The 14808-nt window shown below is 63.9% G+C and carries 11 protein-coding genes; 10 read left to right on the plus strand and 1 reads right to left on the minus strand.

The features are described from left to right. Nucleotides 1–32 precede the first annotated feature (32 nt). From ABIB56_RS05440 to rplL, 4 genes are all read left to right on the plus strand, one after another. Nucleotides 33–878, plus strand: a complete 846-nt coding sequence (locus tag ABIB56_RS05440; protein ID WP_354568000.1) for an NAD-dependent epimerase/dehydratase family protein — start codon at nucleotides 33–35, stop codon at nucleotides 876–878. Then, the gene (locus ABIB56_RS05445) at nucleotides 871–2178 is read left to right on the plus strand and encodes a superantigen-like protein SSL4 (RefSeq protein ID WP_354568001.1); all 1308 of its coding nucleotides are present in this window, start codon (nucleotides 871–873) and stop codon (nucleotides 2176–2178) included. Before ABIB56_RS05440 ends, ABIB56_RS05445 begins: the two co-directional genes overlap by 8 nt. A 378-nt stretch (nucleotides 2179–2556) precedes the next feature. Continuing rightward, the gene (gene rplJ / locus ABIB56_RS05450) at nucleotides 2557–3072 is read left to right on the plus strand and encodes a 50S ribosomal protein L10 (RefSeq protein ID WP_354568002.1); all 516 of its coding nucleotides are present in this window, start codon (nucleotides 2557–2559) and stop codon (nucleotides 3070–3072) included. Between the two features lie 58 nt (nucleotides 3073–3130). Beyond that, nucleotides 3131–3514 carry a 50S ribosomal protein L7/L12 gene (gene rplL / locus ABIB56_RS05455; protein WP_354568003.1) on the plus strand — a complete coding sequence of 128 codons (384 nt, stop codon included), beginning with the start codon at nucleotides 3131–3133 and terminating at the stop codon, nucleotides 3512–3514. 547 nt (nucleotides 3515–4061) lie between these two features. On the opposite strand, the gene ABIB56_RS05460 is transcribed toward rplL, so the two are convergent. After that, complete coding sequence (locus tag ABIB56_RS05460) at nucleotides 4062–5225, minus strand: LacI family DNA-binding transcriptional regulator (RefSeq protein WP_354568004.1); 1164 nt, start codon at nucleotides 5223–5225, stop codon at nucleotides 4062–4064. Nucleotides 5226–5521: 296 nt separating this feature from the next. Between ABIB56_RS05460 and ABIB56_RS05465 the strand changes: the two genes are divergently transcribed. The 6 genes from ABIB56_RS05465 to ABIB56_RS05490 all read left to right on the plus strand — a co-directional run bounded on the left by ABIB56_RS05465 (nucleotide 5522) and on the right by ABIB56_RS05490 (nucleotide 14726). Then, nucleotides 5522–6865 (plus strand): ABC transporter substrate-binding protein, encoded by a 1344-nt coding sequence (locus tag ABIB56_RS05465; RefSeq protein WP_354568005.1) that lies wholly within the window; start codon nucleotides 5522–5524, stop codon nucleotides 6863–6865. 123 nt (nucleotides 6866–6988) lie between these two features. Beyond that, nucleotides 6989–8122: a carbohydrate ABC transporter permease gene (locus ABIB56_RS05470; RefSeq protein WP_354568006.1), complete on the plus strand. Its 1134-nt coding sequence runs from the start codon at nucleotides 6989–6991 to the stop codon at nucleotides 8120–8122. Next, on the plus strand, nucleotides 8119–9093 hold the full coding sequence (locus ABIB56_RS05475; protein WP_354568007.1) for a carbohydrate ABC transporter permease: 975 nt from the start codon (nucleotides 8119–8121) through the stop codon (nucleotides 9091–9093). Before ABIB56_RS05470 ends, ABIB56_RS05475 begins: the two co-directional genes overlap by 4 nt. Nucleotides 9094–9333: 240 nt before the next feature. Next, on the plus strand, nucleotides 9334–11184 hold the full coding sequence (locus ABIB56_RS05480; RefSeq protein WP_354568057.1) for an ABC transporter ATP-binding protein: 1851 nt from the start codon (nucleotides 9334–9336) through the stop codon (nucleotides 11182–11184). 972 nt (nucleotides 11185–12156) lie between these two features. Continuing rightward, complete coding sequence (locus ABIB56_RS05485; RefSeq protein WP_354568008.1) at nucleotides 12157–13521, plus strand: cystathionine beta-synthase; 1365 nt, start codon at nucleotides 12157–12159, stop codon at nucleotides 13519–13521. 44 nt (nucleotides 13522–13565) lie between these two features. Then, nucleotides 13566–14726 (plus strand): cystathionine gamma-synthase, encoded by a 1161-nt coding sequence (locus ABIB56_RS05490; RefSeq protein ID WP_354568009.1) that lies wholly within the window; start codon nucleotides 13566–13568, stop codon nucleotides 14724–14726. Nucleotides 14727–14808: the final 82 nt, after the last annotated feature.

The raw sequence follows: 14808 nt of genomic DNA on the forward strand, positions 1-14808 counted from the left end.
TTAACCCACCCGATCAGCGAAGGAACCCTGAAATGCGTATTGCTGTAACTGGAGCCTCTGGAAAGCTGGGAAGGGCCGTCGTCACGCGACTGCGCGACTCAGGTCACACCGTCATCGGTCTCGATGTGGTCGGTGAGCGCGGTGCCGGCTTCACCAGGGTGGACTTCACCGACTACGGTCAGACGGCGGATGCCCTATTCAGCATCAACGACAGGCATGACGGCCTCGACGCGGTCGTGCACCTCGCCGCGGCTCCGGCCGGCGGCATCCTGCCCGACTCCGCGACCTTCCACAACAACATGAACGCGACCTTCAACGTCTTCCAGGGGGCGCGTCGCGCAGGCATCAAGACCATCGTCTACGCGTCGAGCGAGACCGTGCTCGGCCTTCCGTTCGAGACACCGCCGCCCTACCTCCCCGTCGACGAGGAATACGAGACACGGCCGGAGAGCATGTATTCGCTGACCAAACACCTCGAGGAGCAGCTCGCCATCAAGCTCTGCCGATGGGATGTCGAACTCAGCATCACCGGCCTGCGTTTCTCCAACGTGATGAACGTCGCGGACTACGCCAAGTTCCCCGCATTCGACAGCGACGCCAGCTTTCGTCGCTGGAATCTTTGGGGCTACATCGATGATCGGGACGGCGCCCAGGCCATCGAGCGAGCACTCCTGTTGGGCAAGCCGGGCTTCGAGGCGTACATCATCGCCGCGGCGGACACGGTGATGAGCCGTTCGAGCGCGTCGCTGGCCGCTGAGATATTCCCGGACGTCACCGTACGCAAGGAACTCGGCGAACACGAGACACTGCTGTCGATCGATAAGGCCAGGAGCATCCTGGGCTACGATCCTCAGCACTCGTGGCGCGACCATGCCTAAACGGGCCGCGCTCCAGAGAATCGTCGCAGCGATCGTTCTCGCCCTCGGGCTGGCGGGCGTTGCGACCCAGGGCGCGCAGGCGTTGGATGAGCCGAAAGTTCCCGAGCAGGTCGGAGCGTACTTCGCCACCGGCCTCGTGCCGCGTCTCGCCGACCTGTACGGCCCGGGTGCGAAGGCGGGAACGGGTATCGACTTCGATGCGACGACGAAGGTGGGCGGCATCCGTCGCGTGCTCTCCTGGACCGACGGTTTTCTCGCCGGCACAAAGACCGACGCCCCGACCGAGCTGACCAATGACTGGGTGGCGCCCGTCACGATCAAGGTCGGCGTCGTCGCCGGACTCGCCACCGTGTGGATCAATCCCGCCAACGACCTGCCGGAGCTCGCCGACTTCGAACCCGGACCGTCGCTGGTCGACGCTCTGGCCAAGGCGTCGGCCTTCACACTTCTGATTCGTGACGACGAACATTCGGCATGGTTCGCCACCGACGGCACCACCATCACCCCGCTCGTCGCCGGTACCTCCGGTGTGACTTCGGCGATCACGCCGCCCGCCTACCAGGCAGCACTCATCGCGGCGAAGAAGATGGCTCCGGATGCCGCAGCACCAGCCAAGGGGCTGCTGGTCGCTGGCATCGTGCTCGGCCTCGTCGTCGTGATCCTGGCCGTGTTCATCCTGTTGCCGGATCGCCGCCGCCGAGCCCGCAAGGCGGCGGAGCCCGCTGGATCGAGCAACGGCTCGGACAATTCAGCTGCGTCGGCGGAGCCCGTGACCGCGTCCGCCGCCGTACCTGCATCGCCCATGACCACGGTCGTCACACCCGAGCCAGAGGCGATCGCTCCGGTCACGTCGAGGCCGGCATCGACTGCGAAGCGCGTGACCAGGAAACCCGCAGCCACGAATCCGACCGCCGCCAAGCGGTCTGCCACGGGGAAGCCGGCCGCTCCCGCCGCGACGCGCGCTCCCGCCGCGACGCGCGCTCCCGCCGCGACGCGCGCTCCCGCCGCAGTCAAGGCTGCGCCAGATTCGTCGGCAGCAGTCAGGGCAGCGGCGCCGAAGAAGGCCGCAGTGCCTGCCAAGGTTTCCGGATCCGCGAAGCCGACCACGACCACGATACAGGCTCCAGCGAAGACTACGGTGAGCGGCACCTCGGCCACGAAGAAACCCCGTGCGGCACCGACGGCCTCGAAGTCTTCTGCGGCTTCTGTCGGCACACGATCCCAGCAGCGCCCAAAACCTGAGACCCCGTCGCGCACGAAAACGACTCCGGCGGCACCTCCCACTGACCCGGCTGTCTGACCGAGGCCACCGTCCGAGGCCGACAAAACGCAGGAGATTCCGCCATATGCCGCATGGCAAGGTCAAGAATCGAAGCGTGTTACCGATTCTCCTGCGTTTTCGAGAGCGGCACCGGCAGGTCGCGCGCCTGCGGCATCGCGCTGACGCAGTTGCGCCGCGGCATCCGCATCCCCTAGTCTTGACGAAGCCAAAGACCGCCGGTTACTGGCGTGCGCTCGCAAGAGATGCCCGCCAGTCGAAGGTTCGCTCGAGCGAAAACCTGCGCAGGTGTATTGAGAAGTCTCCTTGGGATTCCGCTCCGTGCGTCTGCGCCGGAGCTTTTTTCGTTCCGCGGGCCTGCTGTCGGCCTCGACGCACGAAACCAACACAAGGAGCCACATGGCGAACAAGGAAGCTTCGGTTGCCGAGCTCACGGATAAATTCCGCGACTCGACCGCTGTACTGCTGACCGAGTACCGCGGCCTCACTGTTGCCCAGCTCAAGCAGCTGCGCACCTCCCTCAGTGAGAATGCAACGTATGCCGTGGTGAAGAACACGCTGACCAAGATCGCGGCCAACGCTGCGGGGATCTCGTCTTTCGACGACGACCTCGTGGGTCCGTCCGCTATCGCATTTGTGCACGGTGACCCTGTCACCGTCGCCAAAGGTCTTCGCGACTTCGCCAAGGCAAACCCTCTGCTCGTGATCAAGGGCGGTTACTTCGACGGTAACCCCCTGACGCCAGAAGAGGTCATCAAGCTCGCTGATCTCGAAACCCGGGAGGTGCTGCTTGGCAGACTTGCCGGCGCCTTCAAGGCTTCGCTGTTCGGCGCCGCCTATCTGTTCAACGCACCGCTCGCGAAGGCGGTTCGCACCGTCGAAGCGTTGCGCGAGAAGCAGGATTCCGCCTCCTAATTTCCGCAAGGAAACCCAGGTAGCGCGGTAGATAACAACAAACACAAGGAGAAACATCATGGCAAAGCTCTCAAGCGATGAACTGATCGCAGCATTCAAAGAACTCACGCTCATCGAGCTCAGTGAGTTCGTCAAGAAGTTCGAAGAGGTCTTCGAGGTCACCGCAGCTGCGCCCGTCGCGGCTGCCGCTGCCGGCGGACCCGCCGCCCCCGTTGAAGAGGTCGAGGAGAAGGATTCCTTCGACGTCGTTCTCGAGGCGGCCGGCGACAAGAAGATCCAGGTCATCAAGGAGGTCCGCTCCCTCACCAGCCTCGGGCTCGGCGAGGCGAAGGCCGTCGTTGACGGCGCCCCGGGCGTTGTGCTCGAAGGCGTCAACAAGGAGACCGCAGAGAAGGCTAAGGCTCAGCTCGAAGAAGCTGGCGCCACTGTCACCCTCAAGTAATTCGCGCCCTTCGGGGCTCGTACTTGCAGTGTGATCGACGTCTGATCGCGGATTCCTGTACCCAGAAATCCGCGTTCGGAGGGCGTCGCCCCTGAACGGGGCGGCGCCCTCGTGCGTTTAAGGCAACGACTGGAAACAGTCGATGTCATGGACCCACGAGGTTCCGGCCCCTGGTGCTGCGTTCGCAGCGTTGCGGTTACGCACCCAGGAAAAGGACCACACAATGCAGGAGAAATCACAGTGGCGACGAGTCGTCGACTGGATCGGGGCGTCGTCATCGGCGGTACGATGCCGGACGGCGAGTCGCGAGCCAAGCATCCGCCCAATACGAACTGCTGAGCACTTGCGGGAAGGCGCCCGTGTCCACCATAATGAGGACGCGATGACTCCCAGAACCTTGGGTATCAGAGCATGTTTTTTTCGAGTTGTACCCCATCGGCATCTGTACTAGACAGTCTTACCTTCTGGCTAGCCCTGGACTCCATGTGGCGAAGGGAAACAACTCGATCTGGCCGGGATGGTGCACCATCCCGGTTGTACCCTGCAATTACAGTGCGGTGGGTGTTCTCGAAATATCGGGGGCACCCACTTCTGTGTGTGTTGCCTTTGTGAATGTCGGCTCTGTGTCTGCCAGTTCGGTGGGAGCCGGCCGCGCGGATGCCGGAGCGGTGGAACTGCGGCGCACCCTCAGCGTCACCGGCATCGTGATGTGCTCGTCGGCCAGGGTTTCCGGTGCGGCCGCGAGCCTCTCCATGATCAGTTCCACGGCTCGCCTGCCCTGCACGAGCGGATGCTGCTCGAGCGTGGTGAGCTCGAACATGTCTCCCAGGTTGTGGCCGTCGATCCCCACCACGGAGAGCTGGGCGGGCACCTGGATGCCCAGCTGTCGCGCGGCAAGCATCGCGCCGATCGCGACCTCGTCGCATCCGGCCATGATGGCTGTCGGCCTGGTGCGTGGATCACTGAGCGCGGTGAGCGCGCCGGAGTAGGCGCCCGGGATCGAATAGGGCACAGCGTGGAAGTCGTTCTCGTGCGAGAACCCGACCTCTGCCAGAGCCTGCCGGAAGCCGGCGAGGCGCTGGCCGTGCACCAGGAAGTCCATCTGCTCCTCCTGGTCGCCGCCGAGATGCATGATGCGGCGGTGTCCGAGGCTGATCAGGTGTTCTGTCAGGAACCGGGCGGCCTGCACGTCGTCGATGCTCAGGGTCGAGATGCCGTCCACGTGACCGCCGATGCCCACGATCGGCTTGCCGAGGGACTGGAGCAGGTCGACCTCGTGACGATTGAGCGCGATGCTCACAGCGATCACGGCATCCACTCGCTTGCGCACCAGGAAGTAGTCGAAGATGCGTCGGCGCTGGTCGGCGTCCTCGCTGAGGCGGTAGAGGGTGAGGTCGTATCCCGCCGCGATGAGGGCGCTCTCGATGCCCTCGAGAACCTCGGCGAAAAACCAGCGATTGAGGAACGGGATGACGACGCCGACGTTGCGCGTCTGCCCGGTGACGAGACTGGACGCGTTGGATGACACCACGTAACCGATGTCGGCCGCGGCCTTCTGCACGCGCAGGCGAGTCTCCTTGGAGACATAGCCGTGACCGCTGAGAGCCCGGGACGCGGTGGACTTCGACACTCCGGCGAGGCGGGCGACGTCGGCGATAGCGCTCACGAGAACCCTCACCTCCATTGGCAGCAACAGTGCGGGGGAAATCATAGCGATCTTCCCGCCGGTATGGAACCGGTTCCACATTGGTGGACTTCTGGGGGCTCCGGCGATGGGGTGCGAGGGCACCGGTGGCGGTCGCACGTGACCCAAACGTTAGACAATGGTTCATGCCAAGCGGTTGCATAAACTCCGCGCACTGCCGTAACTTGTGGGTGGAACCGGTTCCCGATCCATCACCACGCGTTGCATGCTGGAGCCGGAGACATCCGCACTGTCCAGCCCGCGTTCATCGACAAACGGTCCGATGAGCATTCGACGGGACGACCTCAATGAGGAGGAGTTACATGAGTTCCATCCTGCATCGCCGCATCACAGCCCCACTCGTCTTTATGACAATCGCCGGGCTCGCGCTCGCCGGATGCTCATCGTCATCTGACGGCGGATCGTCAAACAAGGGTCCGGGCGACGCCGGCAAGGCCGACGGTGTCGTCACCATCTATGGCACCATCGCCGACACCGAGGCGCAGCTTCTCGAACAGTCATGGGCGGGCTGGGAGAAGAAAAACAAGATCAACATCAAATACGAATCCAGCAAGGAATTCGAGGCGCAGATCAGCATCCGCGCCCAGGGCGGCAAGGCCCCCGACCTCGCGATCTTCCCGCAGCCCGGCCTCCTCGGCGACCTCGCCTCACGCGACTTCGTACAGCCGGCTCCGAAGGCCGTCGCGGCGAATGCGAAGAAGTACTGGTCGAAGGACTGGTCGGCCTACGCGACCACCGGCGGCACCCTCTATGGCGCTCCGCTGATGGCGAGCGTCAAGGGCTACGTCTGGTACTCGCCGAAGCAGTTCGCGGCTTGGGGTGTCCAAGTTCCCAAGACCTGGGACGAGATGCTCACGCTGACCAAGACCATCCAGGAGAAGACCGGCAAGGCACCGTGGTGCGCCGGATTCGGTTCTGACGCGGCATCCGGTTGGCCGGGAACCGACTGGGTCGAAGACCTCGTGCTTCGCCAGGCGGGCCCCGCCACCTACGACAACTGGGTGAGCCACAAGACCAAGTTCACCGACCCGGCGATCAAGAAAGCCTTCGACTCGGTCGGCGAGATCCTGCTCAACCCGAAGTACGTGAACGCCGGTCTCGGTGACGTGAAGTCGATCAACGCCACCCCCTTCGGCGACGTGGCTCGGGTCGTCGGCGACGGCACCTGCGCCATGACCCACCAGGCGTCGTTCTTCGATGGGTTCCTCAGCGACCCGAAGAACGGCAACGCGAAAGTCGGACCGGATGCGGATGTCTGGGCCTTCCTCACCCCGCCGATCAAGGCGGGCGGTGGGCAGGCCGTCACCGGTGGTGGCGAGATCGTCGCAGCCTTCTCCAACGATGCGGACACTCAGAAGGTGCAGGAGTACCTCTCCAGCCCCGAGTGGGCGAATAGCCGCGTCAAGCTCGGCGGTGTGATCAGCGCGAACAACGGGCTCGACCCGAAGAACGCGTCCAGCCCCATCCTCGAGGACGCGATCAAGGTGCTGACCGACCCGAAGACCACCTTCCGTTTCGATGCCTCGGACCTGATGCCCGGCGTGGTCGGAACCGGATCGTTCTTCAAGGGAATGGTCGACTGGGTCAATGGAACGCCGACGGATCAGGTCGTGAAGACCATCGATGCGTCATGGCCGTCTAACTAGCAGCACTCACGGGGGGCCGGCGGAGAACCATCCGTCGGCCCTTTCCCCCCTTTTGCTACGGTTTCGTAACGACGCACGCAACCGTCTTCTTCTGAGTCCACCGTCGTACTCGAAAGGGTGTCAATGTCAGCCTTCCTGGCCTGGATAGCCGCGCTTCCCCCCATTGCGCAAATACCGCTCGTGATCGCCGCGTTCCTCATAGTGGTGGCCCTCATCATCTTCTTCGTCGAGATCGCGCCCCGCACCGGTCGTCGCTACACGATCATCCGTTTCGCGGTCTGTGTGCTCGCGCCTCTCGTCGCCTTCCTCGTGCTCGGCTCCGTCATCTGGGCCGCCGCGGTCGCCGCCGTCCTCGGTGGCGTTTTCTTCCTCCTCGACTACCGCTCGAAACAGGGCGTCGGCTATCTCTTCCAGCTGATCGGATTCCTGAGCCCCGCCATCATCCTGCTCGCGATCGGACTCATCTTCCCGACCATCAGCACCGCCGTTGCGGCCTTCCAGAACAGCCGAGGCAACCGTTTCGTCGGGCTGGAGAACTTCGCCTGGATCTTCACCCAGCCCACCGGCATCCGCGTCGTCCTCAACACGATCGTCTGGGTGCTCATCGTTCCGGCGGTCTCCACCGCCTTCGGACTGGCCTATGCGGTGTTCATCGACAAGTCGCGCGGTGAGAAGTTCTTCAAAATCCTGGTGTTCATGCCGATGGCGATCTCGTTCGTCGGGGCGAGCATCATCTGGCGCTTCGTCTATACGGCGCGTCCCGAGGGCCAGAACCAGATCGGCCTGCTCAACCAGGTGATCGTCTGGCTCGGCGGACAGCCCGTCGAGTTCCTGCAGAACTCACCATGGAACACCTTCTTCCTCATCGTGGTGCTGATCTGGATCCAGACCGGATTCGCGATGGTGGTGCTGTCCGCCGCCATCAAGGGCGTGCCGGCTGAGCAACTCGAGGCGGCGGAGCTCGACGGCACAAACGCCTGGCAGCGGTTCGTGAACGTGACGGTTCCCGGCATCCGCAGTTCGCTCGTCGTCGTGCTGACCACGATTTCGATTGCATCGCTCAAAGTCTTCGACATCGTGCGCACCATGACCGCCGGCGCCAATGACACCAGCGTCATCGCCAACGAGATGTACACCCAGTGGAAGGGCTTCGAGAACGGCCGCTCAGCGGCATTCGCTCTCGTGCTCTTCATCCTGGTGCTGCCCATCGTGGTGTACAACGCGAGACAGATCAAAAAGCAGAGGGAGATCCGATGAGCGCCGTCACCCCCGTCGACCTGCCGGTTTCCGACGCGACCAGGCGTCAGCTCGCACGCGGTGAACGCACAGCGGAGCGCAGCGCGACCAGGCGCACCAAGAAGCGGCTCACCAGCCGTGGTGCCACGATCGCCGCACTCATCATCGCCGTTCTCTGGACCATTCCCACCTTCGGTCTCTTCGTCTCGTCGGTGCGGCCAGCCGCTCTGGTGAACACGACTGGCTGGTGGACGATCTTCCAGAACCCGGGGTTCACCCTCGACAACTACACGAGTGTGCTCGCGGCGGGCAACAGCCAGTTGAACCTTGCCGGGTCGTTCATCAACTCGATAGCGATCACCCTTCCCGCCACCGTCTTCCCGCTCGTGATCGCGAGCCTCGCAGCTTACGGCTTCGCCTGGATGGACTTCCGCGGCAAGAACTGGATGTTCATCGGCGTCTTCGCCCTGCAGATCGTGCCGCTGCAGATGGCACTGGTGCCGCTGCTCAGCCTGTTCTCCCGCGGCCTCAAAATCGGTAACGTCGAACTCTTCAGCGGACTGGATGCCGGTGGCTACTCCCAGGTCTGGATCGCGCACACGATCTTCGCGCTTCCGCTGGCGATCTTCCTGCTGCACAACTTCATCTCCGAGATTCCTCGCGAGTTGATCGAGGCGGCGAGAGTGGATGGCGCGGGCCACGGCCAGATTTTCTTCAGGATCGTGCTGCCGCTCACGCTTCCTGCCATCGCATCCTTCGCCATCTTCCAGTTCCTCTGGGTCTGGAACGACCTGCTGGTCGCACTGGTCTTCGCCGACGGCGACGTCGCTCCGATGACTAAGCTGCTGGCGGAGATCACCGGCAGCCGTGGGCAGGACTGGAACCTTCTCACGGCGGGGGCGTTCATCTCGATCCTGGTGCCCTTGATCGTGTTCTTCTCGCTGCAGCGTTTCTTCGTGCGCGGCCTGCTCGCGGGCAGCACGAAGGGTTAGTGAGCGTCTGATGAAGCTGGGTATCCGGCCGCGAGGCTGACGACGTCACGTCGGGGAATCATCCCGTTGCCGTGAGCTGTGCCAAATGAAGGAGATCGTGCCTGTTCTGGCGGTTCTGCTCCCGAGTTCCCGGGGGTTCCCGACGGGAAGTCCTTCATTTGGCACTGGGGACGCCGAGCCTACCGGTGCCACCGCAACGGGGAAGTCAGACGGGGGACGTACAGTGAGGAGGTGAGCGGAATGCGTGGCGGCGGAGGCGGAGGCCACAATCGCGTCAGCAGCGGAGACACGGATGCCCAGCGCGAGGCCAACGCGGACGCCCCCAAGGTGCCCGACCTCCTCAAACGCATCGGTGGACTCTTCGCGCCGCATCGCACTGCCCTCGTCATCACCGCCGTACTGGTCGTTCTGAGCGCAGGACTCAGCGTGCTCCCGCCATTGCTCACCAGGGAAGCCTTCGACCTCGGGCTGTTTCCCAAGGTCGGCACCCCGAACTTCCCGGTGCTGATCGGTGTCGTGTCGCTGATGATCCTGATCTACATCGCCTCGGCGGCGCTCGGCGTTTGGCAGACCTGGCTCACCGCGACCGTCGGCAACCGGGTGATGGGTGCCCTACGGGTGCGGCTGTTCGGTCACCTGCAGAGGATGGAACTCGCGTTCTTCACGCGCACCAAGACTGGCATCATCCAGTCCCGGCTGCAGAACGATGTCGGCGGCGTCGCGGGTGTGCTCACCAACACGATCTCGAGCGTGCTCGGCAACACAGTCACCGTCGCCGCGGCCTTCGTGTCGATGCTGGTGCTCTCCTGGCAGCTGACAGTCGTGGCGGTGATTCTCATGCCCATCCTGGTGATCGCGCAGCGTCGCGTGGGCAAAGTGCGGGCGAAGATCGCCACGAAGACGCAGGAGTCGCTGAGCGACATGACGGCGATCACGCAGGAGACCCTGTCGGTCTCCGGCATCCTGCTGGCCAAGAGTTTCAACCAGCAGGCAACCGAGATCGGCCGGTACTCCGACGAGAACCAGACCCAGATCGGCCTGCAGGTGCGGCAGCAGATGAGCGGCCAGTGGTTCTTCGCTGTCGTGCAGATCTTCCTCGCGATCATTCCGGCCGTCGTGTACATCTGCGCAGCGTGGCTGCTGTTGCACAGCGTGCCGGTCACTGCCGGAACGATCGTCGCCTTCACCACGGTGCAGGCGAGGCTGATGTGGCCGCTGCTCGGCCTGATGCGCGTGGCGCTCGACCTGCAGACCTCGCAGGCGCTGTTCGCCCGCATCTTCGAGTACCTCGACCTGCGCCCCGCCATCGTCGACGCGCCGAACGCTCGCCCGGTGCACGCCAACCGCCTCGGCAGGGTGGAGTTCGAGAACGTCGTATTCTCCTATCCCGACGCCGGCGCCGGTACGCCGCCGACGCTCAAGGGGGTCTCCTTCTCGATCGAACCCGGCCAGTTCGCCGCCTTCGTCGGACCGTCAGGCGCCGGCAAGACCACGGTCTCCTATCTCATACCGAGATTTCACGAGGTCTCTGGCGGTCGCATCCTGTTCGCGGGCGACGATGTGCGTGAGATCGAGCAGCAGTCCCTCGTAGCCAACATCGGCATCGTGAGCCAGGAGACCTACCTCTTCCACGCGACGATCGGTGAGAACCTGCGCTACGCCAGGCCGGATGCCTCCGACGCCGAACTCGAGGAGGCGGCGCGCGCGGCCAACATCCACGACACCATCGCCTCCTTCCCCGACAGGTACGACACCATCGTCGGGGAGCGCGGATATCGGTTGAGCGGCGGCGAGAAACAGCGCATCGCGATCGCCCGCGTGCTACTGAAAGATCCGCGAGTGCTGATCCTCGATGAAGCAACGAGCGCCCTCGATTCGATCTCCGAACGTGTCGTGCAGCAGGCCCTCGATATGGCGTCCCGCGGGCGCACGACGATCGCGATCGCGCACCGCCTTTCCACGGTGGTGTCGGCCGATGTGATCTTCGTGGTGGACGCCGGGCGGATCGTAGAGCGCGGCACCCATGAGGAGCTCACCGCTACCGGTGGCGTCTATGCGCGTCTTTACGCGGAGCAGGTCACCCAGCGCTGATCTCATCATCCGCAATCTGGCCCTTGTGATTGGGCGTGGCCTGGATACAGGTGAATCACCCGAAGCATCGTGCAGCCGATTCACGTGTGGGGAGATCTGTGTCGGAAAGACAGGATCCAGGGGACGGGACCGCATCGGCGGGTGCCGGAAGCCGTCGTGTTGTGCGCCGCTTCAGGCCGGGGATGAGCATCCAGTCGAAACTGCTGCTCATGCTGCTCTCGGTCACTGTGCTTTCTGCCGTCGTGGTCGGTGTGATCGGCTACATCAACGGATCCGACTCTCTGCGGGATGCTGCGTACCAGAAGCTCACAGCGGTGCGGGAGGCGCGGGCGAGCGCGATCAGCGACTATTTCTCCACGACGGCCGATTCGTTGGTGGTCTACACCCGTGGGCGCACAGTGATCGACGCGGTGACCGACTTCACGGCAGGCTTCGACGCGCTGCAGTCGACCACGTGGAGCCCGGCAGACGAGGCCAGCCTCGACAAGTACTACAGCGACACCTTCACCCCCAAACTCGAGAAGGCGACAGGGCAGGCCTCCGATCCGGCGGCCTTCGTGCCGACCTCGCCCGCCCAGCAGTACCTGCAGTCGAAGTACACGGTGCCGTTCAAGAACTTCGACGACGCGCTCGCCAACGACGATGCCGGCGATGGAAGCGCATGGTCAGCGGCCAACGCCGAGTATCACGACTACTTCCGTGAGGTAGTGACCCGTGCAGGGTTCGACGACGCGTTGCTGCTCGACACGAGAGGCAACGTGGTCTACTCCGCCCACAAGGGGGTCGACCTCGGCTCCAATGTGAACACCGGTCCCTACAAGGGAATCAGCCTGGCTACCAACTATAAGAAGGCGCTCGACTCCAACGGTGTCGACTTCGTCGCCGTCTCCGACTTCGAGCGCTACCAACCCTCGGGGTCAGCGTTTGACGCACGCGTAATGCGAAACCTGCCGCTGGTAGATTGGCGTCACTATGAAGTACGCCAACAGCGTCATCGATCTCATCGGCAACACACCCCTCGTGAAGCTCAACGAGGTGACCGGTGGCATCGCCGCGACAGTACTGGTGAAGGTCGAGTACCTCAACCCCGGCGGCTCGTCGAAGGACCGCATCGCGACGCGCATCATCGATGCCGCGGAGCGGGACGGCCTGCTGAAACCCGGCGGCACCATCGTCGAGCCGACCTCCGGCAACACCGGCATCGGTCTCGCGCTCGTCGCGCAGCAGCGCGGCTATCGCTGCGTGTTCGTGCTTCCAGACAAGGTCGGGGAGGAGAAGCGCAACGTGCTTCTCGCCTACGGCGCCGAGATCGTGGTCACGCCCACCGCGGTAGCCCCGGACAGCCCTGAGTCCTACTACTCGGTCTCCGATCGCCTCACCCGCGAGATACCGGGCGCCTTCAAGCCCAACCAGTACTCCAACCCGAACGGTCCGCTCAGCCATTACGAGACCACGGGGCCAGAGATCTGGCGCGATACCGATGGCCAGGTCACCCATTTCGTGGCCGGTGTCGGTACCGGTGGAACGATCAGCGGCGTCGGCAAATACCTCAAGGAGGTCTCGGATGGCATGGTGACCATCATCGGCGCCGATCCTGAGGGGTCCGTCTACTCCGGTGGCACCGGTCGTCCGTATCTCGTCGAGGGTGTTGGCGAGGACTTCTGGCCGGAGGCCTACGACGCATCGGTCGTCGACGAGATCATCGCGTCATCAGACGCCGAATCCTTCGACATGACCCGTCGGCTGGCGCGCGAGGAGGGGCTGCTCGTCGGCGGCTCGAGTGGGCTCGCCGTGGCATCCGCTCTCAAAGCCGCCAGGGATCTCCCGGCAGAGGCCGTCGTCGTCGTTCTGCTTCCCGATGGTGGGCGCGGTTACCTCGGCAAGGTCTTCAGCGAGAAGTGGATGCAGTCCTACGGCTTCACCCAGGTCTCCGACGAGAAGACGGTGGCCGACGTCGTTGGGCACAAGACGGGTTCGCTGCCCGATCTGGTGCACGCGCACCCCTCTGATACGGTGCGCGACGCCATCCAGATCATGACCAAGTACGGCGTCTCGCAGCTTCCGGTGCTCACGGCCGAACCCCCGGTCGTGATCGGCGAGGTCGTGGGTGCGATCGAGGAGCGGTCGCTACTCGAACAGGTTTTCAGCGGTGACGCCAGCATGACCGACCCGGTCGAGAAATTTATCGGCACCCCGCTCGGTTTGATCGGTGTACATGAGTCTGTCGGCGCCGCGCGTATCGCATTCGAGAAGACGGATGCCCTGCTCGTGATCGAGGACGGCAAGCCTGTCGCGGTGGTCACCCGCCACGACCTGCTCACCTTCCTCTCCGAATAACCCGCGCCACCGTTGGCGCAACTTCTCACTACAGAAAGAACACAGTGCCGAAAGAGTACGACTTCTCCACCCGAGCCATCCACACGGGACAGGGGTTCGATCCGACCACAGGCGCGGTCATCCCGCCGATCTACCAGACCTCCACCTTCGTGCAGGACGGTGTTGGCGGTTTCCGCAACGGCTTCGAGTACGCCCGCGGGGCCAACCCGACACGCAGCTCGCTCGAAGAGCTGATCGCGGATCTCGAGGGCGGAAAGCACGGCTTCAGCTTCGCCTCAGGACTCGCCGGTGAGGACACCCTCCTGCGTGCCATTCTCGCGCCGGGTGATCAGGTGATCATGAGCAACGACGTCTACGGCGGCACCCATCGCCTCGTGAACCGCGTGTTCGTGCCATGGGGTGTACAACTCGACACCGTCGAAATGACAGACCTCGACGCCGTGCGCTCGTCGATTCGGCCGAACACGAAGGTACTCTGGGTCGAGACCCCGAGCAATCCGCTGATGAAGATTAGCGACATCGCAGCGCTGGTCGAGATCGGTCACGCCGCCGGAGTGCTCGTGGTGGTGGACAACACCTTCGCTTCGCCCTACCTGCAGAACCCGTTGAGTTTCGGCGCCGATGTCGTCACGCATTCGACCACGAAATATCTCGGCGGGCACTCAGACGTGCTCGGTGGCGCCGTCGTCATGAACGACGACGAGCTGGCGGAGAAGGTCGGGTTCCTGCAGTTCGCCGTGGGGCCGGTCTCCGGTCCGATGGATGCCTGGCTCACCGTTCGCGGAATCAAGACGCTCGCTGTGCGCATGGAGCGCCACAACTCGAACGCGCAGGCCATCGCGCAGGCGCTGGTCGGGCATCCGGCCCTCGAGCGGGTTTATTACCCCGGCCTGCCAGAACACCCCGGCCACGAACTGGCTGCGCGCCAGATGCGTGGGTTCGGCGGCATGATCTCGGTGTCACTCCGCGGCGGCGCGGTGGCGGCGCGCACTTTCGCCGAGTCGACGGAGATCTTCCAGCTCGCCGAGTCGCTGGGCGGCGTCGAGTCCCTCATCGGCTACCCGTCGGAGATGACCCACGCCTCGGTCAAGGGAACGGCACTGGAGGTCCCGGTCAACATCGTGCGGCTCTCCGTCGGCATCGAGGGCGCTGACGATCTCGTCGGCGACGTGCTCGCGGCCCTGGAGCGGGTCCCCGCGAACTAAACACTTGTGCCGCTTTCCCTGGTGGCTGTGTAAGTGACACCAGCATTGGGCACGGAATCGCACAGGTTGGCACGAACTCGCG

This window comes from Glaciihabitans sp. UYNi722 (assembly GCF_040549465.1).
GTDB lineage: Bacteria > Actinomycetota > Actinomycetes > Actinomycetales > Microbacteriaceae > Lacisediminihabitans.

Coding starts and splice junctions, on each gene's coding strand:
- ABIB56_RS05480 (WP_354568057.1), top strand. CDS start 9,334: ATGCGTGGCGGCGGAGGCGGAGGCCACAATCGCGTCAGCAGCGGAGAC.
- ABIB56_RS05465 (WP_354568005.1), top strand. CDS start 5,522: ATGAGTTCCATCCTGCATCGCCGCATCACAGCCCCACTCGTCTTTATG.
- rplL (WP_354568003.1), top strand. CDS start 3,131: ATGGCAAAGCTCTCAAGCGATGAACTGATCGCAGCATTCAAAGAACTC.
- ABIB56_RS05475 (WP_354568007.1), top strand. CDS start 8,119: ATGAGCGCCGTCACCCCCGTCGACCTGCCGGTTTCCGACGCGACCAGG.
- ABIB56_RS05485 (WP_354568008.1), top strand. CDS start 12,157: ATGAAGTACGCCAACAGCGTCATCGATCTCATCGGCAACACACCCCTC.
- rplJ (WP_354568002.1), top strand. CDS start 2,557: ATGGCGAACAAGGAAGCTTCGGTTGCCGAGCTCACGGATAAATTCCGC.
- ABIB56_RS05445 (WP_354568001.1), top strand. CDS start 871: ATGCCTAAACGGGCCGCGCTCCAGAGAATCGTCGCAGCGATCGTTCTC.
- ABIB56_RS05440 (WP_354568000.1), top strand. CDS start 33: ATGCGTATTGCTGTAACTGGAGCCTCTGGAAAGCTGGGAAGGGCCGTC.
- ABIB56_RS05460 (WP_354568004.1), bottom strand. CDS start 5,225: ATGATTTCCCCCGCACTGTTGCTGCCAATGGAGGTGAGGGTTCTCGTG.
- ABIB56_RS05470 (WP_354568006.1), top strand. CDS start 6,989: ATGTCAGCCTTCCTGGCCTGGATAGCCGCGCTTCCCCCCATTGCGCAA.